The organism is Pseudomonas sp. AC252 (genome assembly GCF_979258105.1).
The window spans coordinates 1,665,018-1,691,962 of sequence record NZ_OZ409837.1 but is presented as its reverse complement, the minus strand read 5'-3'; the positions used below and the strand labels follow the sequence as shown (position 1 = coordinate 1,691,962).

Annotated in this window: 26 protein-coding genes and 3 pseudogenes; 16 read left to right on the top strand and 13 right to left on the bottom strand. The window is 61.0% G+C overall.

Translation table 11 applies throughout. The annotated features are described in order from the left end of the window. Nucleotides 1–1,248, bottom strand: coding sequence for a diaminopimelate decarboxylase (gene lysA, locus ACZZZ4_RS07910; RefSeq protein WP_463547581.1), 1,248 nt, complete (start codon nucleotides 1,246–1,248; stop codon nucleotides 1–3). A 9-nt stretch (nucleotides 1,249–1,257) separates the two neighbouring features. Then, nucleotides 1,258–1,431, bottom strand: a complete 174-nt coding sequence (lptM, locus tag ACZZZ4_RS07905; protein ID WP_007911098.1) for an LPS translocon maturation chaperone LptM — start codon at nucleotides 1,429–1,431, stop codon at nucleotides 1,258–1,260. Between the two features lie 314 nt (nucleotides 1,432–1,745). Between lptM and cyaY the strand changes: the two genes are divergently transcribed. The 3 genes from cyaY (at nucleotide 1,746) to rnk (ending at nucleotide 2,974) form a co-directional block, all read left to right on the top strand. Continuing rightward, nucleotides 1,746–2,078, top strand: coding sequence for an iron donor protein CyaY (gene cyaY / locus ACZZZ4_RS07900; RefSeq protein ID WP_310403215.1), 333 nt, complete (start codon nucleotides 1,746–1,748; stop codon nucleotides 2,076–2,078). 3 nt (nucleotides 2,079–2,081) lie between these two features. Beyond that, entirely contained in the window at nucleotides 2,082–2,303 is a 222-nt protein-coding gene (locus ACZZZ4_RS07895) for a DUF1289 domain-containing protein (protein WP_415761094.1), read from the top strand. 251 nt (nucleotides 2,304–2,554) lie between these two features. Continuing rightward, complete coding sequence (gene rnk / locus ACZZZ4_RS07890) at nucleotides 2,555–2,974, top strand: nucleoside diphosphate kinase regulator (protein WP_039757397.1); 420 nt, start codon at nucleotides 2,555–2,557, stop codon at nucleotides 2,972–2,974. A 9-nt stretch (nucleotides 2,975–2,983) separates the two neighbouring features. On the opposite strand, the gene ACZZZ4_RS07885 is transcribed toward rnk, so the two are convergent. From ACZZZ4_RS07885 to ACZZZ4_RS07875, 3 genes are all read right to left on the bottom strand, one after another. Beyond that, entirely contained in the window at nucleotides 2,984–5,827 is a 2,844-nt protein-coding gene (locus ACZZZ4_RS07885) for a class I adenylate cyclase (RefSeq protein ID WP_463547580.1), read from the bottom strand. Between the two features lie 183 nt (nucleotides 5,828–6,010). Next, nucleotides 6,011–6,256: a TIGR02647 family protein gene (locus ACZZZ4_RS07880; protein WP_039757399.1), complete on the bottom strand. Its 246-nt coding sequence runs from the start codon at nucleotides 6,254–6,256 to the stop codon at nucleotides 6,011–6,013. Nucleotides 6,257–6,451: 195 nt separating this feature from the next. Then, nucleotides 6,452–6,742 (bottom strand): hypothetical protein, encoded by a 291-nt coding sequence (locus ACZZZ4_RS07875; RefSeq protein WP_463547579.1) that lies wholly within the window; start codon nucleotides 6,740–6,742, stop codon nucleotides 6,452–6,454. A 123-nt stretch (nucleotides 6,743–6,865) separates the two neighbouring features. Here ACZZZ4_RS07875 and ACZZZ4_RS07870 point away from each other — a divergent pair, with 123 nt between their 5' ends. Continuing rightward, nucleotides 6,866–7,525: a glutathione S-transferase family protein gene (locus ACZZZ4_RS07870; protein ID WP_463547578.1), complete on the top strand. Its 660-nt coding sequence runs from the start codon at nucleotides 6,866–6,868 to the stop codon at nucleotides 7,523–7,525. 128 nt (nucleotides 7,526–7,653) lie between these two features. Here the strand turns inward: ACZZZ4_RS07870 and argH are convergent, their stop codons facing one another. Beyond that, nucleotides 7,654–9,048 (bottom strand): argininosuccinate lyase, encoded by a 1,395-nt coding sequence (gene argH, locus ACZZZ4_RS07865; protein WP_463547577.1) that lies wholly within the window; start codon nucleotides 9,046–9,048, stop codon nucleotides 7,654–7,656. A 332-nt stretch (nucleotides 9,049–9,380) separates the two neighbouring features. Here argH and ACZZZ4_RS07860 point away from each other — a divergent pair. The 8 genes and pseudogenes from ACZZZ4_RS07860 to ACZZZ4_RS07825 all read left to right on the top strand — a co-directional run. Then, nucleotides 9,381–9,521 (top strand): annotated as a pseudogene (locus ACZZZ4_RS07860) (sensor histidine kinase); the annotation flags it as partial. Further along, nucleotides 9,518–10,264, top strand: a complete 747-nt coding sequence (locus ACZZZ4_RS07855) for a LytR/AlgR family response regulator transcription factor (protein WP_129997914.1) — start codon at nucleotides 9,518–9,520, stop codon at nucleotides 10,262–10,264. The pseudogene ACZZZ4_RS07860 and the gene ACZZZ4_RS07855, both read left to right, overlap by 4 nt. 138 nt (nucleotides 10,265–10,402) lie before the next feature. After that, entirely contained in the window at nucleotides 10,403–11,344 is a 942-nt protein-coding gene (gene hemC, locus ACZZZ4_RS07850; RefSeq protein ID WP_463547576.1) for a hydroxymethylbilane synthase, read from the top strand. Further along, nucleotides 11,341–12,087 (top strand): annotated as a pseudogene (locus ACZZZ4_RS07845) (uroporphyrinogen-III synthase); the annotation flags it as partial. The gene hemC and the pseudogene ACZZZ4_RS07845, both read left to right, overlap by 4 nt. A 36-nt stretch (nucleotides 12,088–12,123) precedes the next feature. Next, nucleotides 12,124–13,266 carry a uroporphyrinogen-III C-methyltransferase gene (locus ACZZZ4_RS07840; RefSeq protein WP_039757793.1) on the top strand — a complete coding sequence of 381 codons (1,143 nt, stop codon included), beginning with the start codon at nucleotides 12,124–12,126 and terminating at the stop codon, nucleotides 13,264–13,266. Continuing rightward, nucleotides 13,263–14,501: a heme biosynthesis protein HemY gene (locus tag ACZZZ4_RS07835; protein ID WP_039757405.1), complete on the top strand. Its 1,239-nt coding sequence runs from the start codon at nucleotides 13,263–13,265 to the stop codon at nucleotides 14,499–14,501. The genes ACZZZ4_RS07840 and ACZZZ4_RS07835 overlap by 4 nt, the downstream gene beginning before the upstream one ends. Nucleotides 14,502–14,717: 216 nt before the next feature. Beyond that, a complete protein-coding gene (locus ACZZZ4_RS07830; RefSeq protein WP_039757406.1) occupies nucleotides 14,718–15,269 on the top strand; it encodes a disulfide bond formation protein B in 552 nt (183 codons plus the stop codon). A 182-nt stretch (nucleotides 15,270–15,451) separates the two neighbouring features. Beyond that, the gene (locus ACZZZ4_RS07825; protein WP_039757408.1) at nucleotides 15,452–15,910 is read left to right on the top strand and encodes an Rsd/AlgQ family anti-sigma factor; all 459 of its coding nucleotides are present in this window, start codon (nucleotides 15,452–15,454) and stop codon (nucleotides 15,908–15,910) included. 57 nt (nucleotides 15,911–15,967) lie between these two features. Here the strand turns inward: ACZZZ4_RS07825 and ACZZZ4_RS07820 are convergent, their stop codons facing one another. Next, nucleotides 15,968–16,633, bottom strand: a complete 666-nt coding sequence (locus tag ACZZZ4_RS07820; protein ID WP_129997910.1) for an FKBP-type peptidyl-prolyl cis-trans isomerase — start codon at nucleotides 16,631–16,633, stop codon at nucleotides 15,968–15,970. Nucleotides 16,634–16,824: 191 nt separating this feature from the next. Here ACZZZ4_RS07820 and ACZZZ4_RS07815 point away from each other — a divergent pair, with 191 nt between their 5' ends. Beyond that, entirely contained in the window at nucleotides 16,825–18,012 is a 1,188-nt protein-coding gene (locus tag ACZZZ4_RS07815; RefSeq protein WP_463547575.1) for an AlgP family protein, read from the top strand. Here ACZZZ4_RS07815 and ACZZZ4_RS07810 read toward each other — a convergent pair. Beyond that, on the bottom strand, nucleotides 18,009–18,470 hold the full coding sequence (locus ACZZZ4_RS07810; RefSeq protein WP_463547574.1) for a TIGR02444 family protein: 462 nt from the start codon (nucleotides 18,468–18,470) through the stop codon (nucleotides 18,009–18,011). The two genes, ACZZZ4_RS07815 and ACZZZ4_RS07810, sit on opposite strands and share 4 nt — an antisense overlap. Nucleotides 18,471–18,520: 50 nt before the next feature. Between ACZZZ4_RS07810 and ACZZZ4_RS07805 the strand changes: the two are divergent. The 3 genes and pseudogenes from ACZZZ4_RS07805 (at nucleotide 18,521) to ACZZZ4_RS07795 (ending at nucleotide 21,836) form a co-directional block, all read left to right on the top strand. Beyond that, nucleotides 18,521–20,430, top strand: a pseudogene (locus tag ACZZZ4_RS07805) (ATP-binding cassette domain-containing protein). Beyond that, a complete protein-coding gene (locus tag ACZZZ4_RS07800; RefSeq protein ID WP_039757413.1) occupies nucleotides 20,430–21,011 on the top strand; it encodes a mechanosensitive ion channel family protein in 582 nt (193 codons plus the stop codon). The pseudogene ACZZZ4_RS07805 and the gene ACZZZ4_RS07800 overlap by 1 nt, the downstream one beginning before the upstream one ends. Nucleotides 21,012–21,203: 192 nt before the next feature. After that, complete coding sequence (locus ACZZZ4_RS07795; RefSeq protein ID WP_463547573.1) at nucleotides 21,204–21,836, top strand: LysE family transporter; 633 nt, start codon at nucleotides 21,204–21,206, stop codon at nucleotides 21,834–21,836. A gap of 218 nt (nucleotides 21,837–22,054) precedes the next feature. Here the strand turns inward: ACZZZ4_RS07795 and ACZZZ4_RS07790 are convergent, their stop codons facing one another. The 5 genes from ACZZZ4_RS07790 to ACZZZ4_RS07770 form a co-directional block, all read right to left on the bottom strand. Beyond that, the gene (locus tag ACZZZ4_RS07790; protein WP_129997904.1) at nucleotides 22,055–22,801 is read right to left on the bottom strand and encodes a penicillin-binding protein activator LpoB; all 747 of its coding nucleotides are present in this window, start codon (nucleotides 22,799–22,801) and stop codon (nucleotides 22,055–22,057) included. Nucleotides 22,802–22,804: 3 nt separating this feature from the next. Continuing rightward, nucleotides 22,805–23,392 (bottom strand): penicillin-binding protein activator LpoB, encoded by a 588-nt coding sequence (gene lpoB / locus ACZZZ4_RS07785; protein WP_016772610.1) that lies wholly within the window; start codon nucleotides 23,390–23,392, stop codon nucleotides 22,805–22,807. A 36-nt stretch (nucleotides 23,393–23,428) separates the two neighbouring features. Then, nucleotides 23,429–23,800 (bottom strand): YcfL family putative periplasmic lipoprotein, encoded by a 372-nt coding sequence (locus tag ACZZZ4_RS07780; protein WP_016772611.1) that lies wholly within the window; start codon nucleotides 23,798–23,800, stop codon nucleotides 23,429–23,431. A gap of 16 nt (nucleotides 23,801–23,816) precedes the next feature. Continuing rightward, the gene (locus ACZZZ4_RS07775) at nucleotides 23,817–25,211 is read right to left on the bottom strand and encodes a COG3014 family protein (protein WP_463547572.1); all 1,395 of its coding nucleotides are present in this window, start codon (nucleotides 25,209–25,211) and stop codon (nucleotides 23,817–23,819) included. Between the two features lie 215 nt (nucleotides 25,212–25,426). After that, nucleotides 25,427–26,821 carry a COG3014 family protein gene (locus tag ACZZZ4_RS07770; protein WP_129997902.1) on the bottom strand — a complete coding sequence of 465 codons (1,395 nt, stop codon included), beginning with the start codon at nucleotides 26,819–26,821 and terminating at the stop codon, nucleotides 25,427–25,429. Nucleotides 26,822–26,945 lie beyond the last annotated feature (124 nt).

The window sequence follows — 26,945 nt, the reverse complement described above, 5'->3', positions numbered from 1 at the left end:
TTACTCCGGCAGCAGGCTTTCGCCGGCAAACAGCTCGGCCACGGTCTCGCGGCGACGCACTTCAAAAACCTGATCACCATCCACCAGCACTTCAGCGGCACGGCCGCGGGTGTTGTAGTTGGAGCTCATGACGAAACCGTAGGCACCGGCCGAATGCACTGCCAGCAAGTCGCCTTCTTCCAGCGCCAGCTCGCGGTCCTTGGCGAGGAAATCGCCGGTTTCGCAGATCGGGCCGACGATGTCGTACTTGCGTGTAGCGCTGTCGCGCGGTTTCACGGCCGTGACGTCCATCCACGCCTGATACAGCGCCGGACGGATCAGGTCGTTCATCGCCGCGTCGACGATGGCGAAATCTTTGTGCTCGGTGTGCTTGAGGTATTCGACCTGGGTCAGCAACACGCCGCCATTGGCAACGATGAAGCGGCCCGGCTCGAACACCAGCGCCAGATCACGCCCGTCGAGGCGCTCGCGCACGGCTTTGATGTAGTCGGCAGCCAGCGGCGGCTCTTCATCGCGATAACGCACGCCCAGGCCGCCACCAAGATCGATGTGGCGCAGGTGAATGCCGCAGTCGCCGAGGCGATCGACCAGATCGAGCAGGCGATCCAGTGCATCGATGAACGGCGGCAGCGTGGTCAGTTGCGAACCGATGTGGCAGTCGACACCGACCACTTCCAGGTTCGGCAGATGCGCGGCGCGTACGTACACGTCTTCGGCGTCGGCAATGGCGATGCCGAACTTGTTCTCTTTGAGACCGGTAGAAATGTACGGGTGGGTGCCGGCATCGACGTCCGGGTTCACGCGCAACGAAACCGGGGCGCGAACACCCAGCTCGGCGGCGACCACTTGCAGGCGTTCGAGCTCGTCGGTGGATTCGACGTTGAAGCAGTGCACGCCGACTTCGAGGGCGCGGCGCATGTCGTCACGGGTCTTGCCGACGCCGGAGAAAACGATCTTGTCGGCGCTGCCACCAGCGGCCAGTACGCGTTCCAGCTCGCCACGGGAAACGATGTCGAAACCGGCGCCGAGACGGGCCAGGACATTCAGTACACCGAGGTTGGAGTTGGCCTTGACCGCGAAGCAGACCAGATGCGGCATGCCGGCCAGCGCATCGGCGTAGGCCAGATATTGTGCTTCGATGTGCGCGCGCGAGTAGACATAGGTGGGTGTGCCGAAGCGGTCGGCGATGGCGGACAGCGCCACACCTTCCGCGAACAGCTCCCCGCCACGGTAGTTAAAAGCGTCCATGGCGATCCCTTATTGGTAGACGTCGTGCTTGTGAGCCTTGGATGGCTGCTTTTGCGAGGACTGGGCTTGTTCGGCCGGGTCCTGGTCGTCATCGGGCAGGTACAGCGGGCCTTTTTGGCCACAGGCCGAGACCAGGCAGGCAACCGCGACGAGCGCAGCAAGGGAAGAGATCAGGCGCTTCATGGCGAAATCCTTGAAAATGCGTTAATTGCGCCGGAGTATACCGGCCACCCGGCAGCTTGCCTATGCGAGGGGGTTCCCGTCCGGCGGGGCTCCTGAGAAGCGCATCATCCCTGTGGGAGCGAGCCTGCTCGCGAAGGCGTCGGCAAATTCAACAGGCTCGTTGCCTGACACACCGCTTTCGCGAGCAGGCTCGCTCCCACGGGGGCGGTGCTGGATGGGCCGACAGGTGCTTGGTCGTTAATCTTTGCAATCGGCCGGCAGCGTCCGTATCTTTCGGCGCTTGAGCCTGATCAGACATTTTTGAGGTTGCCGCAATGAGTTTGTCCGAAGCCCGTTTCCACGATCTGGTCGATGAAACCCAGGAAAAACTGGAAGACATATTTGACGAAAGCGATCTGGACATCGATCTGGAAAGCTCGGCCGGCGTGCTGACGGTCAAATTCGAAAACGGCAGCCAGTTGATCTTCAGCCGCCAGGAGCCGTTGCGTCAGCTGTGGCTGGCGGCCGTGTCCGGTGGTTTCCACTTCGATTACGACCAAGAAAGCGAGCGCTGGATGTGCGACAAGAGCGAAGAGCAACTCGGCGAAATGCTCCAGCGCCTCGTCAAACAACAGGCTGGCGCTGAATTCGATTTCGAAGGTCTGTGATTCGTGACTGATGCCGCGCCTGTTCGCCCGCCGAAACCGCTCTACAGCAACGTCAGCCCGGCGGTGCCTTCGCCCTGCACGGGCATCTGTCGACTGGACGAACAGAAAATCTGCCTCGGCTGCGCGCGCCACGTCGAAGACATTCGCGAATGGCGCTCGGCCGATGACCAGCGGCGCCGGGTGATTTGCCAGCAGGCTGCCGCACGAAAATTTCAAGGCTGTTGATATCGTGGCGAGGGATTTATCCCCGTTGGGTCGCGTAGCGGCCCCAAAATCTATACGGCTGCTGCGCAGCCGAACGGGGATAAATCCCCTCGCCACAAGGGTTTCACCCAGGCAAAAAAGGGCGTGACTTGTATATTTTTTGAGCTGTGATAGTGTCCGCGAACGCCTCAAACCACCGAGGCACGGTGAAAACCCCGTCTTTTTGGCGGGGTTTTGCTTTTTTGTGCAGAAGAAAGGAGTCTGCCTGGATCATGACCGCACCTTCCATCACCCTTACCCGTCTGGACGTGCAACGTCTGGAGCGCCTGATCGACAGCCTGAGCGAGAAAGACCAGGCTGCGCCGGGCGTGATTGCGCTGCAAACCGAGCTGGATCGCGCCGACACCGTGGTTGGCCACGATGAAGTGCCCGCCGATGTCGTGACCATGAATTCCCGTGTGCATTGCCGCGAAGAAGGCAGTGGCAAGGATTATCACCTGACCCTGGTCTACCCGAAGGACGCCAACGCCGACGAAGGCAAGATTTCCATTCTGGCGCCGGTCGGCAGCGCGCTGTTGGGTCTTAAGGTCGGCCAGCACATCGACTGGCCGGCTCCGGGTGGCAAGTCGCTGAAGCTGACCCTACTGGAAGTGGAATCGCAACCGGTCAACGGCGGCGCCTTCCCCGAGTAAATCCTCGCCTCAAACCTGTTCGAGCGCTTCATTCAACGAGCGCTCCAGGTCCGCCTTGTAGCGCAGATACAGATTGCTTGAACTGTGCCCGTCACCGAGCAGACCCGAGAGGTCGAGGTCGGTGATGTAGCAGCGATAGCGCTCGGTCTCGCGGCGCTGCTCGACGATCTCCCGGGCGACCACGCTGAACAGCTGGTCGCCATGCTCCAGCTCGCTGAATTCCCGCTGATTGCAGTACAAGGTGACCTGCACTTCGCCGGGCGCGGCTTTGCCGATGATCGCCTGCACGTCATAGAACGGTTTGTTCACCGGCGTCTGCGGTGCCAGTCGGGTTTCGACTCGGCGCGAGCGGCCCGGACCTGACGGCAACAGTTGGTAATACAAAATCTCGGGGCTGCCCGCCGGGCCAGCGTCCATCGGCAATTGCGCCTCACGGCGGTACTGGATCGATTGCAGAAAACGCTGCAGCGGTACCAGCAGGCTTTGCTCGTCGTGGTACGGCAGTTGCTGTTGCCACAAGGCATTGAATTCATCCAGCACGTACAGCTCGGCCTGCTGCTCGCTGATGCGATAGAACACCTGAACGCATTCAGGCTGGCCCATCGGCAGGATCAGCGCGAGGTCGTGATCCTCCAGTGCCATCGGATCGAGGTGCAGTGGGCTGTAGCGCGGTTGTTCTTCGCCCAGATAGTCGAGCAGCGCCGGCAGGGTGGCGAGGGCAACATGGTTGACCTGACCCGGCACCAGCTCCAGCACGTGATAGTGCTGCTGCACCTGGATCAAATAGCGATGATTCAAATCACTGAGCAACAGTGTCTGCGCGGTATCGATGATTTCCTCGACGCGGCGGGCAATGAATTGCGCGCGGTTGTGGCAGAAGCAGCGCACTTTCAGCGACGGCTGCACCGGGCCGCGCGGCAGGTTGTTGAGGTAATCGCGCAGGCAATCGAGCAGCGCATGGGCGCCGTCGAAACGATTGACCAGCACTTCGTTCCAGCTGTTGAGCGTGACCTGATCGAGGGTCAGCACCAGGTTTTCGCGCACGCCGGCATAGCTCAGCGAGTCGGTGCGCTCGGTGGTCATCAGGATATTCAGATCGCGATGATGCTTGAGCGGGTCGACGCCTACGTTGATCAGCAGCAGCACTTCGCTGGGCACAGCGGCACGCAGCAATGGCTCTTCGGCAACGGTGGGCAAGGGCAGGGCGATGCACTGCTGCAGGCTGCCGAGCAGGTTGAACAGCTCGAACTCGCTCAAGTCGCTGGTGCCTGGATGCAGGGCCAGGCGCGTGCTGCTGTCGATCACGCCGTTGCGGTGGCACCAGGTCAGCAGTTCAAGCAGCTCGCGACTGCGCTTGATAGGCGCGAAATGTTCCCACTCCAGCGCCGTCAGGCTGCCGTTGTACAGGCCCCACTGGGTCTGCCCCGGCTCCTTTTTGTTCGGCGACTGCACCAGGGTCAGGGTGTCTTCGGCCAGATCCGGGGCGATGCCCGGATTGATGAACTCGACCTTGTCGGCCTTGCGCTCGAACGCTGCATACAGGCGCCGACCAAGCACATTGAGGTCGCGCTTGTTGATCAGACTGACGGTCTGTTCGCTGCGGGCGAACTGCGTCAGAAAGCGATAGCTGTAATTGAGTTCGTTGACCAGCGCGCGGCGCTCGGCGCTGACCTGGCGCACTTTCCACTGACTGCGGCTGTCGAGCAGCGCCAGTTGCCGCTGATCCCAATGCCACTCGCCAGCCAGGCGTTCGAGCAGTGCGCGCTGCCAACCCTGGCTGCGGCTATTGCCGGTGAGCTTGCGGTTGACCTTCAGATACAGCGCGCGGCGCACCAGCTCAAGGCGTTCCGGCTCGTTGCGGGCGAGCAGGTATTCCTCGATACGCCGGTACACGACCATGTACGGGTCGAGTTCATCCAGATCGAGCTGATTGGCGAACACGGCTTTCTTGAAGCGCAGGCTCAGGCACTGCACCTGCGGATGTTCGCTGGCGTACACCTCGGTCAGCAGCAGTTTGAGCACCGACTTGTAGGGCGACTCGATGCCTTTGAACAATTGCCACAACCCGGCGCCGATGAACTCGCCGGGCGGAATGGTCGCCATCGGCCCGAGATCGAGGGTTTCGTCGGCGCGAATAAAGCGCTTCGACAGTAGGGTGTGGGTGTAAGCGTCGTAGGCGGTTTCTTCATAGACCGGCACCAGCCACCAGATCGGTGTGCGCCCGGCCAGCCAGATTGCCGTGCGGTAAAACTCGTCGAGGAGCAGATAGTGCTGGGTGCTGCCGCAGTTTTCCGAGCTGAGCTGGGCATCACGTTCGCCTTTGACGAAGCGCGCCGGGTCGATCAGGAAGAAGTGCGCCTCGGCGCCCTGGCTCGCGGCCCAGGTTTCCAGCAACTGGCATTTCTTGCGCAGCTCGGCGAGTTCGCTTTCGCTCAGATCAGGGGCATGGCAGACCCACACGTCCATGTCGCTTTGGTCGGCCTGGGCCAGCGTGCCGAGGCTGCCCATCAGGAACAGACCGTGAATCGGTCGCGGCGGGTTACTGCCATGGCGCGGTTTGTAGGAGAACGAGCGAGTCAGGCGCTGCGCCTCGGTCAGCGCGCTGGCGTCCGGCTCATAATTGGACAAGCCGGCCGGCGTACTGCCCGATACGTAGCCGGGAAGCAGCGGATGATTGACGTGGAAGAACAGCGGCAACAGCGTCAACACGCTTTGCTGGCGCGTCGACAATCCTTCGAGTGCACGGCCGAGGCGGCCTTCATTGAGTTTGAGAAAACGTGCGCGCAGCTGGCTGAGTACCTTGCGGTCAATGCCTTCGTCGAGGTCGGGGCGGATTTCGTGGGTGCGCGTCATGTCAGCTCAAACCGGCTTGCAGGCTCGGACGTGGAGAATCTCGGAATGGCCGCAGTTTAGCCGCTGCGCGGCAGGACGTTTAAGCTGAATTTGTTTTTTGACGTCGGTTTTTTACCGGCAGCGATCGGGCGGGCCCGCGGAAATCCCGTGGCAGGAGTTCCCGTGGGCAAAGTCAGGGGAAAATCAGGCGGTTTCCTGCTCTCTCAGAATCGTCAGTACGGTCTGCACGTTTTGCGCGGCATCGCGACCGAGGCTGGTCAGATATCCGCCGTCGGGCTGATCGGTGAGTTCTTTTTCAAAGAGACGCTGGGCAGCAGCGATGTGTTTCGGGGCAGCGGTCTGATGAATTTTCAGACCTTCCTGGGAACTGTCCAGGTTGAAGAGTGCAAGGACTTCCAGTTCGGCAACCAACTCAGGGGTAAGCGACATAAGGACTCCAGACTTTCTAGGAATTGGACGACAGCGCCTCTAAGGTGAACCTGCTGGTGCGGCATGTCCAGTGCTCGGATCAGGGGATTTTGTCTTGAGGCGAATTCCAGTGTAGTCCGCATAAAAAGATCGCAGCCTTCGGCAGCTCTTACAGGAGATCGGTGTAGAAGCTGCGAAGGCTGCGATCTTTTGATCTTAATGCTTTTCCGGTGGCAGCTCTGGCAAAGCGCGCAGTGCCGCTTCGTACCACTGGGTGTCGAACGGGCGATCTTCATCGAGCATCGCGTCAATCTCGTAGGCCAGCACGTGAGCCATCAGGTTGAGGATCTCCTCACGGTCCATGCCGACCAGTGTCAGCTTGTTCAACGTCGCCTTGGCCGCCGGCGGGTTGTCGCTTTCGATCTGGTTCTCGATGGCTTCGATCAGCGTCGCTTCGGTGAATGCTTCTTCGTCGTCATCGTTGACGATGTCTGTCGGCTCGCTCATGGCAGGCTCCTCAGGGAAAGGCGCCAGTTTACCCGCATTCAGCGGCGTGATGCTGCTGGCGGGAAACGTCGCGGCGATCTATAAACAGGCACTGCCCACCCCGCACGGCCTGGAGGCTCTGTAATGTTCAAGCTCTACGGATTCGCTGTCAGCAACTACTACAACATGGTCAAACTGGCACTGCTGGAAAAAGGCCTGCCCTTCGAAGAAGTGACTTTCTATCCGACGCAAACCTCGGACTCGCTGGCCATCAGCCCGCGTGGCAAGGTCCCGGTGCTGGGCGTGGACGCCGGTTACATCAACGAAACCGCGATCATCCTCGAATACCTCGAACAATCACAAAAGGCCACGCCGCTTTTGCCGAGCGATCCGTTTGAGCGTGCGCAGGTGCTCGCGATTGCCAAGGAGATCGAGTTGTACATCGAGTTGCCGGGGCGCGCCTGTTATGGCGAGGCATTTTTCGGTGTGACGTTGCCGGAGGCGATCAAGGAGAAAACCCGGGCCGAGCTGCTGCTGGGCTTCGCGGCGCTGGGCCGTCACGGCAGGTTCGCCCCGTATGTGGCGGGTGACAGCCTGAGCATTGCCGATCTGTATTTCCTCTACAGCGTGCCGCTGGCCTGTGCGGTCGGGCAGAAGCTGTTCGGGATCGATCTGCTGGCTGAGATGCCACAGGCGAAAGCGCTGCTGGAGCGGCTTGAGCAGAATCCGCACGTGCAGAAGATTGCGGCAGACAAGGACGCGGCGATGCCCGCATTCCTGGCGATGATTGCTGCCAAGAAGTGAATTTTGTAGCGCTCTGAAGGAAGCCTTCGCGAGCAGGCTCGCTCCCACATTGAATCGGTGGTGAACACAAATTTTGTGAACATCCTGATTCCCTGTGGGAGCGAGCCTGCTCGCGAAGCTCTTGGCTTTTAGCGGCTGGCGATCAGGGCCTGACCGCGCGCCACCGCAGCCTTGACCTGCGTCGGCGCAGTCCCGCCGATATGGTCGCGAGCATTCACCGAGCCTTCCAGGGTCAGCACGGCAAACACGTCCTGCTCGATCTGATCACTGAACTGACGCAGTTCTTCCAGGCTCATCTCGGCCAGATCCTGGCCGGTGTCGACGCCATACTTCACCGCGTGGCCAACGATTTCATGGCAATCACGGAACGGCAGGCCACGGCGCACCAGATAATCCGCCAGGTCGGTAGCGGTGGAGAAACCGCGCAGCGCCGCTTCCCGCATGATCGCGTGTTTCGGCTTGATCGCCGGGATCATGTCGGCAAATGCGCGCAGCGAATCGCGCAGGGTGTCGGCGGCGTCGAACAGCGGCTCCTTGTCTTCCTGATTGTCCTTGTTGTAGGCCAGTGGCTGGCCCTTCATCAGGGTCAGCAGGCCCATCAGCGCGCCGAACACACGGCCGGTCTTGCCGCGTACCAGCTCGGGCACGTCGGGGTTTTTCTTTTGCGGCATGATCGAGCTGCCGGTGCAGAAACGGTCCGGCAGATCGATGAACTGGAACTGCGCGCTGGTCCACAGCACCAGCTCTTCGGAGAAACGCGACAGGTGCATCATCGCGATGCTCGCGGCCGAGCAGAATTCGATGGCGAAGTCGCGATCGGAAACGTTGTCCAGCGAGTTGCCGCCGACGGCGTCGAAGCCCAGCAGTTGCGCGGTGTATTCGCGGTCGATCGGGTAAGTGGTGCCGGCCAGCGCGGCGCTGCCCAATGGCATGCGGTTGGTGCGTTTGCGGCAGTCGACCAGGCGCTCGTAGTCGCGGCTGAGCATTTCGAACCAGGCCAGCATGTGATGCCCGAAAGTCACTGGCTGCGCGGTCTGCAAGTGGGTGAAGCCCGGCATGATGCTCGCAGCCTCACGTTCGGCTTGCTCCAGCAGGCCTTTTTGCAAGCGGGTGATCTCGGCGAGGATCAGGTCGATTTCATCGCGCAGCCACAGGCGGATATCGGTGGCGACCTGGTCGTTGCGGCTGCGCCCGGTATGCAGCTTTTTACCGGTGACGCCGATGCGGTCGGTCAGGCGCGCTTCGATGTTCATGTGCACGTCTTCGAGGTCGACGCGCCAGTCGAACTGGCCGGCCTCGATTTCGCCCTGAATGGTGTTCAGGCCATCGATGATGCTGTCGCGCTCGGCATCGGTCAGCACGCCGACCTTGGCCAGCATGGTGGCGTGGGCGATCGAGCCCATGATGTCGTGGCGATACAGGCGCTGGTCGAAAGTGACGGAGGCGGTGAAGCGGGCGACGAAGGCGTCGACGGGTTCACTGAAGCGGCCGCCCCAGGACTGATTGGTCTTGTCAGTGCTCATGAATTCGCTCGTATCGGCTTGAAGAAATGGCGTGAAACGCTGGCGCGGATAATAACAGGGTTGCCAATCCTGTCGCTGACGCCGGTCGACAGGTTTTTTCGCGGATGTGTCAGGCATATCCGGCGCGGTCTGCAGGGAATTTACAAAAGGATATTTTTTGATTGAGCAATATCGTTCCGACGAACGTCTACAGTGGACATAAGGGTCGGTGCGAATGCGGATCATGCAAAGGTCTGGCCACTGGCTATAAGAAGAGGGGGCGGGTGAGTTGTCCTTGAGTCAACCACCGAGAGAAACGCAGGAAACACTGGGCTCCGAGCAGTACCAGGCGGACGCTGGCAAATATTGCTGGCCGACGTACGGCACTTTTTGGCGCTCGGGCTAGTCTTAGCGTGGATCGCGGTGACGGAGGTCACTACACCTGTCTACGCTATCCTTGTGCGAGACTCACGCAGGAATCCAGCGCAATATGAATGTCCTGATCGTTGATGACGAACCCCTGGCTCGCGAGCGCCTAAGCCGTATGGTGAGCGAGCTCGAGGGTTACACAGTCCTGGAGCCCAGTGCCACGAATGGCGAGGAGGCGTTAGCGCTGATCGACAGCCACAAACCGGATATCGTGTTGCTCGATATCCGCATGCCGGGCCTCGATGGCCTGCAGGTTGCTGCCCGACTGTGCGAACGCGAGACGCCGCCGGCCGTGGTGTTTTGCACCAGTCCCGATGAATTTGCCGTGGAAGCCCTGCAGGCCAGCGCCGTGGGCTATGTGGTGAAACCTGTGCGAACCGAACACTTGAATGAGGCCCTGAAGCGGGCTGAACGTCCCAATCGGGCGCAACTTGCAGCCCTGACCCGTCCCGCTGCCGAAAGTGGCAACGGTCCACGCAGCCACATCAGCGCGCGCACCCGCAAAGGCATCGAGCTGATTCCGCTGGATCAGGTGGTCTACTTCATCGCCGACCACAAATACGTGACCCTGCGTCACGAAGCCGGCGAAGTGCTGCTCGACGAACCTCTCAAAGCCCTCGAAGACGAATTCGGCGAACGCTTTGTGCGTATCCACCGCAACGCGCTGGTCGCTCGCGACCGCATCGAGCGATTGCAACGCACACCACTGGGACATTTCCAGTTGTTCCTCAAAGGCCTCAATGGCGATGCACTGATTGTCAGTCGTCGGCATGTGGCCGGTGTCCGCAAGATGATGCAGGGACTTTGACCCGGTCTTTACCGGGCGTTCCAGATTCTTTCACCCGGCATGGCAGGCCAGGGAGGCCACGCCGTTTTCTGATTCAGGTCAAAGTGGAATTGACTGAGCTGTTATTATCCGCCGTATCTATTCAGTACGGATTGTTCCATGTCCCCTCGCGAAATCCGCATCGCCACCCGTAAAAGTGCGCTGGCCCTCTGGCAGGCCGAATACGTCAAAGCCCGTCTCGAGGCGGCCCACCCGGGCCTGCTGGTGACGCTGGTGCCCATGGTCAGTCGCGGCGACAAGCTGCTCGACTCACCACTGTCGAAGATCGGCGGCAAGGGCCTGTTCGTCAAGGAGCTGGAAACCGCGCTGCTGGAAAACCAGGCCGACATCGCCGTGCATTCGATGAAAGACGTGCCGATGGATTTCCCGCAAGGGTTGGGCCTGTTCTGTATCTGCGAGCGCGAAGATCCGCGCGATGCTTTCGTCTCCAATACCTACGCAAGCCTTGAAGCTTTACCGAGCGGAGCCATCGTCGGCACCTCGAGCCTGCGTCGGCAGACACAGCTGCTGGCGCGTCGCCCGGACCTGCAGATCCGCTTTCTGCGCGGCAACGTCAATACCCGTCTGGCCAAGCTCGACGCCGGCGAATACGACGCGATCATCCTCGCCGCTGCCGGTCTGATCCGCCTCGGCTTCGAAGATCGCATCACTTCGGCGATCAGTGTCGATGACAGTCTGCCGGCCGGTGGCCGGGGCGCGGTCGGCATCGAATGCCGCAGCGCCGACCACGAAATTCACGCCTTGCTCGCGCCTTTGCACCACGCCGATACCGCTTCGCGGGTGAACGCGGAACGCGCCCTCAACAAACATTTGAACGGCGGCTGCCAGGTGCCGATCGCCTGCTACGCCGTGCTCGAAGGCGAGCAGTTGTGGTTGCGCGGACTGGTCGGTGAGCCAAGCGGCGGCAAGTTGCTCAGCGCCGAAGCCCGGGCGCCGCGTGCTGACGCTGAAGCCTTGGGCGTACAGGTCGCTGAAGACCTGCTCAAGCAAGGCGCCGACGACATTCTCAAAGCGGTGTACGGCGAGGCGGGTCACGAGTGACGGCCTGGCGCCTGCTGCTGACGCGCCCTGCGGATGACTGCGCGGCGCTGGCCGAACAGTTGGCCGGGCACGGGATTTTCAGCAGTTGCCTGCCGCTTTTGGACATTGTCCCGCTGCCGCTCTCTGACAGTATTCGTCAGGCGATGTCGCGATTGCCCGCTTGCAGCGCAGTGATCGTGGTCAGCAAGCCGGCGGCGCGGATCGCGGTGGATCTGCTCAAGTCCGCAGGCACGGCGCCATTGAGCATGCCGTGGTTCAGCGTCGGCGCGGCGACCGCAGAGATTCTTCGCGATCATGGTCTCGATGTGAGCTTCCCGGCTGACGGCGATGACAGTGAAGCCTTGCTGCAATTGCCACGTCTGCGCGAGGCGGTTAGCGAGCCCGGTGCGCAGGTGATGATCCTGCGCGGTGAGAGCGGTCGTGAACTGCTCGCCGAGCGCCTGCGCGCGCTAGGTGCTAGTGTCGAGTATCTGGAGTTGTATCGCCGCGACCTGCCAGCCTACCCGCCAAACGAGCTGCCGCGGCGGATCGAAGCGGAACGCTTGAACGGGCTGGTGGTCAGCAGTGGACAGGGTTTCGAGCACCTGCGGCAAATGGCCGGCGATGCCTGGCCGAAGATTGCGCAGTTGCCGTTGTTTGTACCAAGCCCGAGAGTCGCCGAGCTGGCACGTGCCGCCGGGGCTCAAACAGTTGTGGATTGCCGCGGCGCGAGTGCCGCGGCTTTGCTGACGGCGTTACGGGAATGTCCCGTGCCGTTTTCTAATGCAAAGGATGGATACGTGAGCGAAACAGCCTTGCCAAAAGATGACGTCCAGCCTGCGCTTGATGCCCAGGTTGAAACTCCACCACCGGCCAAAGAGCCGCGCCGAGGCAATGGACTGGCGATTGTCGCCTTGCTGCTCGGTGCCGCCGGTGTCGCCATCGGTGGCTGGGGTGTCTGGCAGGTGCGCCACCTGCAGAGCAACACGCAGCAACAGTCGAGTCAGGTGCAGGCGTTGAACGATCAGGCGCAGAGTCTGAAGCTCAACGAACAGCGTCTGACCGAGCGTCTGGCGCAGTTGCCCGGTGCTGACGAACTCGCCGAACGCCAGCGTCTGGTCACGCAATTGCAGGGCGATCAGCAGCGCCTCAATCAGCGTCTGGAAACCGTCCTCGGCGCCAGCCGCAAGGACTGGCGTCTGGCCGAGGCCGAGCACTTGCTGCGTCTGGCCAGCCTGCGCCTGTCGGCGTTGCAGGACATCAGCAGCGCCCAGGCACTGGTGCAGGGCGCCGACGAAATCCTCCGTGAACAGAACGATCCGGGTTCCTTCGCCGCGCGCGAGCAAGTGGCGAAAACCCTGGTTGCCTTGCGCAGCACCGAACAGCCGGATCGCACCGGGCTGTTCCTGCGCCTCGGCGCTTTGCGCGATCAGGTCATCGACCTCACCGAGCTGGCGCCGGAGTACAAGGATCGCGGCGAGTCGCTGCTGGGCCTGACTGCCGACGGCGACGGCGCCAGCCGCTGGGCGCAGTGGTGGGACAAGGTATCGCGCTATATCCGCATCGATTTCAACGCTGACAAGAACGTCAAGCCGCTGCTGGCCGGGCAGAGTCTGAGCCAGGTGCGCCTGGCCCTGAGCCTGGCGCTGGAGCAAGCGCAGTGGGCGGCGCTCAATGGTCAGGCGGCGGTCTATACCCAGGCGCTGGCCGAGGCGCGCGACGTGCTCAAGGGCAATTTCAACCCGGACAACCCGCAAAGCAAAGTCATGCTGGAGCAGGTCGCCGAGCTGAGCAAGGAACCGGTCACCGTCCAGACGCCGGATCTGGCCGGCACCTTGAGCGCCGTGCAAGGGTATCTGGAGCGACGTAACGTCAATGCCGAGGAATCGGTGAAACCGTTCGCCAAGCCTGCCGGCAACCAGGCGCAGGAGGCGACCCCATGAAGCGCCTTTATGTAATCGTGTTTCTGGTCATCGCCGCGACGGCAGCGCTGGGCCTGGCGATCGCCGAGCATTCCGGTTACGTGCTGGTGGCGTACAAGAGCTTCCGCTACGAGGCAAGTCTGTGGGCGACACTGGCAGTGATCGCGGTGCTGTGGCTGCTGTTCTGGGGCATCAAGGTGCTGGCCGAGCTGGTGATGACCTCCACCGGCGTGGTCAATCCGTGGTCGCGGCGCAATCGCAGTCGCCGGGTGCAAGTGGCGATCGAACACGGCCAACTGGATCTGGCTGAAGGTCGGTGGGCCAGTGCGCAGCGGCATCTGACCCGCGCAGCGGAAGCCGAACGTCAGCCACTGCTTTACTACCTCGGCGCCGCACGTGCGGCGAACGAGCAAGGTCAGTACGAAGAAAGCGATCGTTTGCTTGAGCGCGCGCTGGAACGTCAACCGCAAGCCGAATTGGCGATCGCCCTGAGTCACGCGCAACTGCAGACCGATCGCGGCGACACCGACGGTGCGCTGGTGACCTTGCAGGCGATGCACGAGCGGCATCCGCGCAGCGCACAGACACTGCGTCAATTGCAGCGTCTGCATCAGCAACGTGGCGAATGGTCGGCGGTGATTCGTTTGCTGCCGGAGTTGCGCAAAGACAAAGTGCTGCCGCCAGCCGAACTGGCCGAACTCGAGCGTCGCGCCTGGGGTGAAAACCTGTCCCTGGCAGCCCATCGCGAAGAAGACGGTACGGTGGGTTTGCAGTCACTCAAGCGAGCCTGGGAGCAGCTGACTTCGGCGCAGCGTCAGGAGCCGCCGTTGGTGCTGGCCTATGCCGAGCAATTGCGCCAGTTGGGCGCTCAGGTCGAAGCCGAAGAAGTGCTGCGCACAGCGCTCAAGCGCAAGTACGACAGTCATCTGGCGCGGCTCTATGGTCTGGTTCGTGGCAGCGATCCTGCGCGTCAGTTGCAGACTGCCGAAGGCTGGCTCAAAGAGCACCCGGCCGATCCGAGCCTGTTGCTGACCCTCGGGCGTTTGTGTCTGCAAACCAGTCTGTGGGGCAAGGCGCGTGACTATCTGGAAAGCAGTCTGCGTGTGCAGCGCAATCCGGAGACCTGTGCGGAATTGGCCCGTCTGCTTGCACAGCTTGGCGATACCGAGCGCAGCAACCAGTTGTTCCAGGAAGGTCTGGGACTGCTCGATGAACGTCTGCTGGCGGCGCCTTTGCCGGTTGCGGCGAAGGTGTGAAAGGCGAGGGAGGTTGCTCCCTCGCGAACTTTTCATGCTGAAAATTCCGCTTCTTTGCGCGCTGGAGGCAATTTCCTACAGTTCGCTTCATCATTTCCTCTTGAGCCTGTCGGGTTTTCCCTACACCTGTGGTGAACTGTCGGCAGGCCCTCGCCTTGAAAGGCTGACACGCTTTCCTCTACCGTAACCGTCTGTCTCTACTGTTACGGAAAAGCCATGTCGTTGGCCTGCTCACGCTCCTTGTTCTTCATGGCTTTCATTGCGGGGGCCTTTGCTCTGGGAGCTTCCTATTACCTCGAATACGCAGTCGGTCTGACGCCTTGCAGTCTGTGCCTGGTGCAGCGGTTGTTCCTCACCCTGCTGTGCATTGGCTGCGGCGTTGCAGCGGTGCATGGCCCCCGGCGTGTTGGCTTATGGTGGTACTGGCTGTTTGCGCTGGGCGCCAGTCTGGGTGGAACCACCGCTGCGTGGCGGCAGGTGTTGATCCAGAGTGACTCCATGCTGCAACTGGTCAAATGCTCGCCCACCGTGGAGTCACTGTTCAGCGGTCTGCCGTGGATCTGTGCCTTGCAGCGGATGTTCAAGGGCGGTGCCGACTGTGCGGAAATCTCCTGGACGCTGTTCGACCTGAGCATTCCGGAATGGAGCCTGCTGTTTTTTGTCGGCGTGTCGATTCTTGCGGTTTATCAGTTGCTGCGACTGATCTGGAGCGCTCTGCAACGACCGGTCAGCGACGAAGCGTCGCACTACACGCTGGTCAAGGATTAAACACTTGTATGAACTTTATCTCCTGCGTACCTTGAAGCCATAGGCGTGCGGGCATAATCTGGCCGGCACGTGTCATTGGAATTATGTTGCTCGATGACGCTCTGCCCGATCGTCCACCCAGTCAAATCAGAACAGGGGCGCGGGTGTAGAGCAGCATGACCCACAAGGGAAGAGAGATCGCCATGCTCGAAAGTTGTCAGAATGCTCAGGAACGTTGGGGTGGGGTTCATCTGCTGATCGACCGCTGGTTGCAGGAGCGTGAAGAGCTGATCGGCGCCTACGACAAACTCGGTGCGCAGCCTGATTCGCTGTCCGAAAGCCGCAAACCTCTGTTGGAGTTCTGCGGCGTGCTGGTCGATTACGTATCGGCTGGGCACTTCGAAATCTATGAACAGCTGACTGGCGAAGCCAAGGCGTTCAACGACAAGCGCGGTCTGGAACTCGCCGAGACAATTTACCCACGCATTGACGTCATTACCGAGAAGCTGCTCGCGTTCAATGATCTGTGCGATGAAGGCAAATGCGTTGCGGAGAAATTCAAGGAATTGGGCGGCTTGCTGCATGAGCGCTTCGAACTTGAAGACTGCCTGATCGAAGTGCTGCACACGGCACACAAGGCAGAAGATCCGGTTCAGGCCTGATCCACGTCCTTCATGAAAAACGGTGCGCCCGAAAGCGCACCGTTTTTTTATGCCTGATCAGCTCGTCGCGCCACGCAATTCCACTTCAAATACCAGTGGTGTGAATGGCGCAATCAGGTCGCCGGCACCGTCGGCGCCATAAGCCTGATCCGACGGAATCACCAATCGCCATTTCGCCCCCACCGGCATGCTCTGCAAAGCGGTGCGCCAACCGGTGATCACGCTGTCGAGGTTGAACCATTGCGGCTGGGTGTTCTGATCGAACACGGTGCCGTCCGGCAGCTTGCCGACATACAACACCTGCACTTTGCCGTCCGGGCCAGCCTTGGCGCCAGTGCCCGGAACCAGTTCAGTCAGGAGGATGCCATCGGCCAGTTCCTTCACCCCCGGTTTGGCTTTTTCCGCACTGAGAAAGCGTTGCTCGTTTTCCATCGCCGCATCGCTCGACTGCCGTGATGCCTGCTCGGCATTGCGCGATTCGTGGTCGGCCAGAATCTGTTCGATACGCGCTTCACTCAGCGCCAGCGGCTTGCCCTGATACGCCTGTTGCAGACCTTCGATCAGTGCCTGGATTTGCAATTGCGGCACCTCCTGACGCAGCCGTTCGCCGAGGCTGGCACCGAGGCTGTAAGCCAGGTCATGAGCATCGTTTGCCGTAGTTTTTTCATCGGCATACGCCGCCGAAAAAACCATGCAGAGGGACAACATAAAGTAGCGCGACATGGGCACTCTCCGACCTGAGATGCGGGGGATTATGCCAGTGCCGACGCCTGCATCGGTGAACTGCTTTTTCCGCACGCAGAACATTTGGGCTTCGGTGCAACGCAACGGCAGAGATACTGTCAACATGCCCTAGCGGCGGTATCAGCAGAGGTCTAGTATGAGCCGCACTCACGTCAGCCAGGAGGTAAACCATGTCGGCCACCAAGAAGCCTGTAAATACTCCGTTGCACTTACTCCAACAGTTGTCGGGCAGCCTGCTCGAGCATTTGGAAAACGCTTGCTCGCAAGCCTTGGCTGATGCTGAAAAACTGCTCGCCAAGCTGGAAAAACAGCGTGGCAAAGCGCAGGAAAAACTGCACAAATCGCGCACCAAACTGCAGGACGCCGCCAGCGCCGGCAAAGCCAAGGCACAGAACAAAGCCAAGGCTTCGGTGAAAGAACTCGAAGACCTGCTCGACGCGTTGAAAGATCGTCAGTCCGAGACCCGCAGCTACATTCTGCAACTCAAGCGCGATGCTCAGGAAAGCCTGAAGCTGGCCCAGGGTGTTGGCCGCGTTCAAGAAGCAGTGGGCAAAGTTCTGTCGTCGCGTTCGGTCAAACCGGCAGCAGCACCAGCGAAGAAAGCCGCCGCCAAACCTGTTGCAAGCAAAGCCCCGGCGAAGACCGCAGCGGCCAAGCCTGCTGTTGCGAAAACCGCCGCCAAACCAGCGGCCAAGGCGCCAGTGAAAGCGGCTGCCAAACCAGCGGCGAAAACTGCAGCGAAGAAGCCAGCGGCGAGCGCGGCAAAACCGGCGGCTAAAACCACCGCAGCCAAACCTGCTGCAGCCAAGCCAGCAGTGAAAGCCACCCCTGCCAAAGCCGCTGCAAAACCGGCCGCGAGCAAAGCTGCACCGGCGAAAACCGCAGCCGCCAAACCTGCTGCCAAAGCAGCGGCAAAACCTGCAGCGAAACCTGCTGCCAAGACCGCCGCTGCGAAGCCTGCTGCCAAGACTGCGGCCAAGCCGGCCGCCGCCAAACCTGCTACGAAAGTGGCGGTAAAACCGGCTGCCAAACCAGCCGCCACATCGGCAGCAAAACCTGCGACAAAAACTGCTGCGAAACCGGCCACCAAGCCTGCTGCGAAACCCGCTGCTGCCAAGCCTGCGACCGCTGCTGCAAAACCGGCCGCCAAGCCAGCCGCAAAACCAGCGGTGAAAAAGCCTGCTGCTGCCAAGCCAACCGCGACCAAACCGGCTGCTGCTCCAGCCGCCAAGCCTGCGCCTACCCCGGCTGCTCCAGCTACCTCGACACCGTCGTCCGCTGCTCAATCGACCCCTTCGACTGCGCCAGCACCAGCCGCTTCGTCGAACGTCAGCAGCACCCCGACCAGCGCTTCCTAAGTGCCGGTTGCCGCGACGCGCAGCACTTGCAGCGCGTCGCGGTTCAGGCTGGCGGCAGTGCCGGCCAGATCTTCCAGCCAGGTCACCGAACCTGCATCGTTGCGCGCCCACTCCTGCGCCACACCTTCCAGCCGTGACAGCAAGGTTCGCTCAGCTTCAAGCTCAAGTGACTTGATCTGCTCGCGCATGCCCGCCATCACCGCATCATCGACGGCCCGCGCTTTCCATTGCATGCGCAAGGTTCGCAGCGGTTGCACCACCTCGATATCCCACGGCGCGGTCAAGGCCTTGAGCAAACGAACGCGCGACTCATCGCAGGTCACTGCGCGCTGCTCAAGCCACAAACCGCACAGCAACAGGCAGACATTGGCGCCCGCCGTTTGCAATTGCAGGCAGGCATCTTCCACACCCGGCCGGGCGTAGACATCAAGGGCAAAGCTCCACAGGTCAGAGGACATCGTGCTACTCGCGCCAGTTGTGAGCGAAGCTGGTAGACTCCGCCGCCATTATGATCCGACTTCAGAACCTGACTTTACAGCGTGGCCCGCAACGTCTGCTAGAAGACGCCGAGCTGACCCTGCACGCCGGCCACAAAGCCGGCCTCATCGGCGCCAACGGTGCCGGCAAATCCAGCCTGTTCGCCTTGCTGCGCGGCGAGTTGCACCCGGATTCGGGCGACTGCCTGCTGCCGGCCGACTGGCGCATTGCGCACATGCGCCAGGAGGTCGACACCCTCGAACGCCTGGCGGTCGATTATGTGCTCGATGGCGACCTGCGTCTGCGTGAGGTGCAACGCGAGCTTGCCGCCGCCGAGGAGGCCCACGACGGCACCGCACTGGCGCGGCTGCACGCCGAACTCGACAGCGCCGACGGCTACACCGCCGATGCGCGGGCGCGCAAGCTGCTCGCCGGCTTGGGTTTCACCAATGAGCAGATGGACCGTCAGGTAGGCGATTTCTCCGGTGGCTGGCGGATGCGTCTGAATCTGGCGCAGGCACTGATGTGCCCGTCGGATCTGCTGCTGCTCGATGAACCGACCAACCACTTGGACCTCGACGCGATCATCTGGCTCGAAGAGTGGCTGAAGAGTTATCCGGGTACCTTGCTGCTGATTTCCCACGACCGTGATTTCCTCGACGAAGTGGTCGATCACGTCGCCCATGTCGATCAGCGCAAACTGACGCTATATCGCGGCGGCTACACCGCGTTCGAACGCGCTCGTGCCGAGCGTCTGGCCCAGCAGCAACAGGCCTACGAGAAGCAGCAGGCGCAGCGTGCGCACATGGAAAGCTACATCGCCCGCTTCAAGGCGCAAGCGACCAAGGCCCGTCAGGCGCAGAGCCGGATCAAGGCACTGGAGCGCATGGAAGAATTGTCGGCGGCCCACGTCGACTCGCCGTTCGACTTCGTCTTCCGCGAGTCGACCAAGATCTCCAGCCCACTGATCGACCTGTCCGATGCGCGCCTGGGTTATGGCGACAAGACCATCCTCGAGAAGGTCAAGCTGCAACTGACCCAGGTGCGCGGATCGGTCTGCTTGGGCCGAACGGTGCGGGTAAATCGACGCTGATCAAGAACCTCGCCGGCGAGCTCGAACCGCTGGCCGGGCGCCTGACCCGTGGCGAAAACACCGTGGTCGGCTACTTCGCCCAGCATCAGCTCGACTCGCTGGACTCCAAGGCCAGCCCGTTGCTGCACTTGCAGCGCCTGGCACCGAGCGAGCGTGAGCAGACCCTGCGTGACTTCCTCGGCGGTTTCGACTTCCGTGGCGCGCGCATCGATGAGCCGGTGCTGAATTTCTCCGGTGGCGAGAAGGCCCGTCTGGCCCTCGCTTTGATCGCCTGGGAACGGCCGAACCTTCTGCTGCTCGACGAACCGACCAACCACCTCGACCTGGAAATGCGTCTGGCGCTGACCATGGCCCTGCAGGAATTCAGCGGTGCGGTGCTGGTGGTCTCTCACGATCGGCACTTGCTCAAGAGCACCACCGACAACTTCTATCTGGTGGCCGATGGCAAGGTCGAAGAGTTCGACGGCGATCTCGAAGACTACGCGCGTTGGCTGGTGGAATACCGTCAGCGCAATGCGCCGGTCAGCAACACACCGGTCAATCCGGACAAGACTGACAAGAAGGCGCAGCGTCAAGCGGCAGCAGCGTTGCGTCAGCAACTGGCGCCGCACAAGCGCGAGGCTGACAAGCTTGAAGCCGAGCTGGGCAAGCTGCACGAGAAACTGGCCAGGATCGATGCCAGCCTCGGTGACAGCAATATCTACGAGCCGGCGCGCAAGAATGAATTGCGTGATCTGCTCGCCGAACAGGCCAAATTGAAGGTGCGCGAATCCGAGCTGGAAGAGGCCTGGATGGAAGCCCTGGAAACCCTGGAAAGCATGCAGGCGGAGCTGGAGGCGTTGTCCTGATGGAAGCCTTCAAGCTGCCCTTTGCGGCGGTGTGGGTCGAGCCCATCTGGTTCACCGCGCAGATTCTGCTGATTCTGCTGGCCGGTTACCTCACCCAGCGTTTCGTTGCCAAAGGCCTGACTCGCCTGGGTGAGCGCTATCCGTTTCCACCGCAGTTGCTGATGCCGCTGCGCGGCGTGTTGCGCTGGCTGATCATGGGCAGCGCGCTGCTCTTCGTGCTCGAGCGCCTCGGCGTTTCGGCCACGGTGCTGTGGACGGCGCTGTCGGGATTTGTCGCGGTGGCGGCGGTGGCGTTCTTCGCCATGTGGAGTGTGCTGTCGAACCTGCTCTGCGCAATTCTCATTTTCACCGTCGGGCCGTTCCGCCTCGGCGACGTGGTCGAGCTGGTGGACACCACCGACAAGCCTGGCGTCAAAGGCCGGGTGATCGCGATCAATCTGCTCTATACCACGCTGGTCGAGGCCGAAGAGCTCGGCACCGGCAGCGCCATGGTGCAGGTGCCGAACAGCCTGTTCTTCCAGCGTTCGGTGCGGCGTTGGCGCGGGACCGATGTGTTGCCGTCGAGCGGGTTTGAGAAGTAATTTCTACGTCGTCTGTTCCGACGCCTTCGCGAGCAGGCTCGCTCCCACATTGGAATGCGTTCCCCCTGTGGGAGCGAGCCTGCTCGCGAAGGGGCCCTCAGCTTCCTGCAATATTTAGCAAAAAACTGGTAGTCATCCACACGAAGCCGCATTAGCTTAGGCATTTGTCACAAGCATCAGCCGAGGTATGCGATGGAGCTTCAAACATGGCTGGCATTCTTTGCCGCCTGCTGGGTGATCAGTCTGTCCCCGGGCGCAGGCGCCATCGCGTCGATGTCCAGCGGTCTGCAATACGGTTTCTGGCGCGGCTATTGGAACGCGCTGGGCCTGCAGATCGGTCTGGCGGTGCAGATTGCGATTGTCGGCGCGGGTGTTGGCGCCGTGCTCACTGCTTCGGCCACGGCGTTCCATGCGATCAAATGGTTCGGCGTTGCCTATCTGGTTTATCTGGCGATCAGGCAATGGCGCGCGTTGCCCATGGACATGAGCGATGACGCTGCGGTTCGGCCGATCGGCAAGCCGCTGGCCCTGGTGTTTCGCGGCTTTCTGGTGAATATCAGCAATCCCAAGGCATTGATATTCATGCTCGCGGTGCTGCCGCAGTTCATCAATCCCCATGCGCCGCTGCTGATTCAGTATCTGGTGATCGGCGTGACCATGGTCTTTGTCGACCTGATTGTCATGGCCGGCTACACCGGGCTGGCGTCGAAGGTGCTGCGCCTGTTGCGCACACCCAAGCAGCAGAAACGCATGAACCGCACCTTTGCCGGGCTGTTCATCGGCGCAGCGGCATTCATGGCGACGTTGCGCAAAGCGGCGGCGTAAACCGCTCGGGCAGAAAAAAGGCGACCTCAAGAGGTCGCCTTTTTCATTTCTACCGAGACATCGGGGCAAGCGAGCTTTTGTGGCGAGCGGATTTATCCCCGTTGGACTGCGCAGCAGTCCCAATCGTCTTGAATCAATAGCGAGGGCCGCTTCGCGACCCAACGGGGATAAATCCCCTCGCCACAGAGCCCTTCGCCACAAAAGTCCTCAGATCCGGCTCAGCGTAAAATCACCGGCGCCGTGTCACGCGGCAGATTGTTGCGCTGCGGCGCCTCACGCGGCTGCTCATAACCGTCACCACCACCGAGCTGCATGCTCAGTTGCCCGGCCACGTCTTCGCCCAACGCCTTGGACACGTCACGCACCACCCGCGGACGGTTCAGCGAGATCTTGATGTCGCGGTGGTTCACCAGTTTGGTGTCCTGCGCTTCGCCCATCGCCGTGAAGGCCGAGGTGATCTCGTAGGTCTTGGTATTGATCAGGCTGAAATCCGCCACCAGCGTCAGGCCCAGCACCGCCGAATAGCTGTCGGTGTGCGCCAGCTCGTTGATGTCCTGGGTGAAGTCGATGTCGGACACAGTGCCGAACAGCACATAGTCGGCGCCTTTGAAGTTGCCGGCCTTGATGCGCTTGATCACGTCATACACATCGCCCTTGGACGAGGCGGTGTACGGTGTGCCCTGCACCAGCTGGAACATGCCGGTACGCAGGATTTCACCCTTGATGTCGCCGGTGAATTTGCGCAACTCGCCCTGTTCGATGTAGCTGGTGGTCGCTTCGATCTCGTTGTAGCTCGAAGAACCGCTGGCGCTGTAGTAACTCTCGCGGTGGTTGCTTTGCGCCGAAACGATGTGGATGTATTGCTCCACGCGTTCCTGATACGCCAGATCCGTCACCGCGACTTTCGGGGCCGCCTGCGCGCTGAACGCGCAAGCCAGGGCCATCATGCCAATCCATGTGCGCATCGATTAACGCTCCGTGGTTTTGCGGATCTCTTTTTCGTCCATCCACTCGGCCAGACCGCTTTCAACGTCGATCAGTTGCAGGCTGAATTTGTAGAAGACGTCCTTGTAGTCGCTGCTGCGCTTGACGATCGAGCTGATCGAGCCTTCGATGCGGTACTTGGCGGCAACCATGTTGCCGGTCTTGGCCACGGTGCTTTTCTTGTACAGACCGCTCTGGTTTTGCAGCTTGAGCTGGTCAACCTGGCTCTGCATGGCGTTGTTGTCACTGGCGAAGCGCGCAACACCGGTCTTCATCAACTGAGTCTTGATGCTGGTGGTGATTTCGCGAGTGTCGATGTACTCGCTGGTCTTGTTCTTCACGTCGTAGACCTGAACCACCGGACGACCCTGCAGAATGCCGGACTGGGCCAGCGAGCGGGTCATCGACTCGGCGATCATTTGCAGGTCGGTCGAACCGAATTCGTTGGTCACGGTTTCAACCGCTTTGGTGTCGCCGTAGCTGATGTTCTTGCTGCCCAGGGTCGGCGAGGTGTTGGCGCAACCGGAGGCGAGCAGGGCGATGACGGCGATGCAGGAAAAGCGTGCAAACATGAGAAAGCTCTCTCAATCAGAAATAGGGTGGCGGGCTTAAGGCGTCTTGATTTCCAGACGGAAATCCACGGCTTTCGGGGTCGGCGCGATGGCCTGAATGAAGCTGGTCTGAGCGCCGTACATCATCTGGCTTTTCCAGACTTCTTCTTCGGCAACCGGGAAACCTTCGGCGCCAAGCCAGGCGAAGCGGTAGTAGAAGATCTTGTTGCTGTTGAGGGTGTTGCTCAACTGCACGTTGACGGTCATGAAGCCGTTTTCCCGGGCCACGCGCATGGCGCCGACGACGATGTGTTTCTGCGGGCCCATGGCCACGACTTTGCTCGCGGCGCTGCCCGGCTCTGGCGGTGGCGGGGTGGCGCAGCCTGCCAGCAAGGCGAGGGCGGCGACGGCGATGATCTTCAAGCGCATTGCAAAGACTCCGTTCTTAAGGTTGTTTGAGGCTGGCGACGTTGGTCGCGGCAGCGCTCGGCATTACGTGAGCGGCGATGCCGCCAGCGAATACCTGGTTGCCCACGGCACGCAGGCTGACCACTTGATAACGCTGGTCGACGGTGACCTTGACCACCGAGCCGCCGACGGCGCTCGGCAGGGTAACCTGATGCTCGCCTTTTTTCAGGCGCAGGCGCACCACTTGCGTGTTGTCCGGCAGGGTGCGCCATGTACGGGTATCGGCACCTTCGAGCACTGCTGAAGAAATACCCACAGCGAGACCGGCCAGCGGATTGGTTTCGTTGATCTTCTTTTGCGCCACGCCTTTGGTGATCGCGCGCACGGTGGTGCGCACGATGATCCCCGGCATGTCATCGCGCAGGGCGCGGCGCGACATGGCGGTGGTGCTGTTCAGCGCGGTCAGGTCGACTTGCTTGCCGTCGACGCCGATCTGCGCAAACGGCGCGGTGGAGGTGTCAGGCTTGATGATCGGGAACGACAGCGGAGTGATCACGACGTTATTGGAGATCGGTAATGGCAGCGGCACACGAATCGAGTCGCGGGCCGGGGCCAGACCGCTCTGCACGACGATGAGAATGTCGCTGTCGTCGGACTTCGACGGTTTGTCGAGATTGACCAGCGCCTGTTCGAGCAGTGGCGTGTTCGGGCGTAATTCGGCGGCTTTGCGATAACCCGGCGCGGCCAGATCTTTCTCGCCCAGTGCTTCGTAGACGAAACCGGCGAGGTAATGGCTGAATGCACTCTGGTAGCTGTTTTTCAGGCCGACCACTTCCGGTGCGTCGAGGCTGGCCACCGGATAACCCTGCAGATCCTTGTACTGAGTCTTTATGCCTTCTTTCTCGGCCTGTTCTTCGCTCTTGAGGTATTCCTTGTCACGCAGGTCGGCGATCACCGCTTCGCGTTCGTGGGTCTTTTTGATCGCCGTGCGGGCGCCATCGAAATCGTTGACCGCCAACAGGTTCAGGGCCATCTGCGTGGTCAGCATGACTTTTTCGTAGTCATAGCCTTCGTAGCGACGCACCTTGTCGTTGACGATGAAGCTGCCGAACTGTGCCAGGTACTTGGCCGAGTCGAGCTTGACCGCGTCTTCCCACTGACCGACCACCTGATCGGCACTGCCCCAGGCGTTCTGGCTGCCTGACAGGTCGCCCTTGGCGCGCAGCAGTTCACCTTTCTCGAAGTAATAGAGCAGGTCTTTGTCGGTGCCGGTGTTGTTCTTTTCCAGCAGGGTCAGCGCCGCGTCGACGTTGCCGGAAGCCAGTTGCTGATTGGTCTGGGCCAGTTCGGAATCGTAGTTGCGAAACGCTGCGCAGCCGGACAACAGCGTGACAGCGCTGAGCGCGAGCAGCATGGGAGCGCGGAATGCCATGGGTACTTCTTCCCTGAGTAACAAGACTTGCAGCCGCGTGTGCTGGTCGGGCTGGTGTGACCTATCGACGGCGGCGCTGGCCTCCTGCCAATTCCTCATGAGTGAGGAGCTTTTGATGCCGGCTCGCTGGGCGAGGGCGCGGCATTATAAGCGCGTGATGATGGCTATGTAATGTCTTTTTGGTGGCGTGGAGGGCGTTCGTGCCATCACCTGGTTTAGTTGTTCACGACGCGTTCGGCCGCTGTTTTGCCGGGCCCGAACGCGCTGCCATTGGCGAAAACCCGATCGCCGAGGGCGCGCAGGGCGATGACCTGGCGGTTCTGATCAATCCGGATCTTCAGCGGTGCGGCGTTGTTGATGTGGGGCAGAGTGATCGCGTGTTCGCCTTTCCTCAGGCGCACGCGCAATACCTGAGTCAGGTTGGGCAGGGTGCGCCAGGTACGCGTATCGGCCTGTTCGAAACCATCCCAATGGGTCACGTACGATGCTTTGCTCGGGTCACGTCGGTTGTCGGTGGCTTGCACGTCGGCTGCCAGAAAGGCCCGGTAAGTGGTGCGCTGGATAATGCCGGGCATGTCATCGCGCAGCGTGCGCAAGGACATGTCGGTGATGCTGTTGACCGCGATGAGTTTCTTCTGCCGGCCATCGATGCCGATCTGATTGAAGGCCGGCGTCGAAGTGTCGGGCACCATCACCGGGAACGAGATGTTGGCGACAATGACCTGCCCGTCTGCCAGCTTCACCGGGTACGGCACACGCAGCGAACTGCGTGCGGGAGCGAGGCCGCTTTGCACGATGATCAGCACATCGCTTTCGTCACCCTTGAGGCCGGGACTGTCGAGGTCACGCAATGCCTGCTGAAAGAACGGCAAGTCCGGGCGCAATTCGATGGCCTGGCGATAGCCGGGCGCGGCGAGATTCTTTTCCCCTAGCGCTTCATAGGTAAAGCCCGCGAGGTAGTGACTGAACGCGCTTTGGTAGCCGTTCTTCAAGGCGATCACCGCCGGCGCGTCCAGCATGACTACCGGATAGCCCTGCAGATCCTTGTAGTGCACACGCACGCCCTGCTTTTTCGCTACCTCTTCGACGCGCTCATATTCGAGCTCGCGCTGCCGGGCGATCAGCGCTTCGCGCTCATGGGTTTTCTTGATGTCGGCGCGAGCACCATCGAAATCATTCACGGCCAGCTGGTTGAGGGCCATCTGCGTGGTCAGCATGACTTTTTCATAGTCATAACCATCGTAGCGCCGCAGCTTGTCATTGATGATGCTGCCCCAGTGATTACCCATGGCGGCCAAGAGTTTGTCGCCGGTGGTTTCAAGGGTGTCCTGGCGCTCGATCACCATTTGCTCGGCACTGCGCCATGCCGCCTGACTCTGGGGCAGTTCACCGCCCGCGCTCAACACCGCGCCTTTCTCGAAGTAATAGAGCAGATCCTTCTGCTCGTCCGGGTTATGGGCCTCGATCAAGGCCAGCGAGCCGGCGACGTTGCCTTGTTTCAATTGCTCGGTGGTCTGTTCCAGCTCTAGGTCGTAATTGCGATAAGCCGCACAACCCGCCAGTTGTGTCATGGCGGTCAGCAGCAGGGGAAGCAGCAGGCAAGGGCGCATTGAAAGGGTCTTCCTTGAACAAAGCGGGAACATTTACGTTATTGGAGCCGATGGTGGCACATGGCTTCAACGATATGAATCATTCCCTGCCAACATCGACAAAGCTTGAGAGAAACGTCTACGA

Coding starts and splice junctions, on each gene's coding strand:
- lysA (WP_463547581.1), bottom strand. CDS start 1,248: ATGGACGCTTTTAACTACCGTGGCGGGGAGCTGTTCGCGGAAGGTGTG.
- lptM (WP_007911098.1), bottom strand. CDS start 1,431: ATGAAGCGCCTGATCTCTTCCCTTGCTGCGCTCGTCGCGGTTGCCTGC.
- cyaY (WP_310403215.1), top strand. CDS start 1,746: ATGAGTTTGTCCGAAGCCCGTTTCCACGATCTGGTCGATGAAACCCAG.
- rnk (WP_039757397.1), top strand. CDS start 2,555: ATGACCGCACCTTCCATCACCCTTACCCGTCTGGACGTGCAACGTCTG.
- ACZZZ4_RS07885 (WP_463547580.1), bottom strand. CDS start 5,827: ATGACGCGCACCCACGAAATCCGCCCCGACCTCGACGAAGGCATTGAC.
- ACZZZ4_RS07880 (WP_039757399.1), bottom strand. CDS start 6,256: ATGTCGCTTACCCCTGAGTTGGTTGCCGAACTGGAAGTCCTTGCACTC.
- ACZZZ4_RS07875 (WP_463547579.1), bottom strand. CDS start 6,742: ATGAGCGAGCCGACAGACATCGTCAACGATGACGACGAAGAAGCATTC.
- ACZZZ4_RS07870 (WP_463547578.1), top strand. CDS start 6,866: ATGTTCAAGCTCTACGGATTCGCTGTCAGCAACTACTACAACATGGTC.
- argH (WP_463547577.1), bottom strand. CDS start 9,048: ATGAGCACTGACAAGACCAATCAGTCCTGGGGCGGCCGCTTCAGTGAA.
- ACZZZ4_RS07855 (WP_129997914.1), top strand. CDS start 9,518: ATGAATGTCCTGATCGTTGATGACGAACCCCTGGCTCGCGAGCGCCTA.
- hemC (WP_463547576.1), top strand. CDS start 10,403: ATGTCCCCTCGCGAAATCCGCATCGCCACCCGTAAAAGTGCGCTGGCC.
- ACZZZ4_RS07835 (WP_039757405.1), top strand. CDS start 13,263: ATGAAGCGCCTTTATGTAATCGTGTTTCTGGTCATCGCCGCGACGGCA.
- ACZZZ4_RS07830 (WP_039757406.1), top strand. CDS start 14,718: ATGTCGTTGGCCTGCTCACGCTCCTTGTTCTTCATGGCTTTCATTGCG.
- ACZZZ4_RS07825 (WP_039757408.1), top strand. CDS start 15,452: ATGCTCGAAAGTTGTCAGAATGCTCAGGAACGTTGGGGTGGGGTTCAT.
- ACZZZ4_RS07820 (WP_129997910.1), bottom strand. CDS start 16,633: ATGTCGCGCTACTTTATGTTGTCCCTCTGCATGGTTTTTTCGGCGGCG.
- ACZZZ4_RS07815 (WP_463547575.1), top strand. CDS start 16,825: ATGTCGGCCACCAAGAAGCCTGTAAATACTCCGTTGCACTTACTCCAA.
- ACZZZ4_RS07810 (WP_463547574.1), bottom strand. CDS start 18,470: ATGTCCTCTGACCTGTGGAGCTTTGCCCTTGATGTCTACGCCCGGCCG.
- ACZZZ4_RS07800 (WP_039757413.1), top strand. CDS start 20,430: ATGGAAGCCTTCAAGCTGCCCTTTGCGGCGGTGTGGGTCGAGCCCATC.
- ACZZZ4_RS07795 (WP_463547573.1), top strand. CDS start 21,204: ATGGAGCTTCAAACATGGCTGGCATTCTTTGCCGCCTGCTGGGTGATC.
- ACZZZ4_RS07790 (WP_129997904.1), bottom strand. CDS start 22,801: ATGCGCACATGGATTGGCATGATGGCCCTGGCTTGCGCGTTCAGCGCG.
- lpoB (WP_016772610.1), bottom strand. CDS start 23,392: ATGTTTGCACGCTTTTCCTGCATCGCCGTCATCGCCCTGCTCGCCTCC.
- ACZZZ4_RS07780 (WP_016772611.1), bottom strand. CDS start 23,800: ATGCGCTTGAAGATCATCGCCGTCGCCGCCCTCGCCTTGCTGGCAGGC.
- ACZZZ4_RS07775 (WP_463547572.1), bottom strand. CDS start 25,211: ATGGCATTCCGCGCTCCCATGCTGCTCGCGCTCAGCGCTGTCACGCTG.
- ACZZZ4_RS07770 (WP_129997902.1), bottom strand. CDS start 26,821: ATGCGCCCTTGCCTGCTGCTTCCCCTGCTGCTGACCGCCATGACACAA.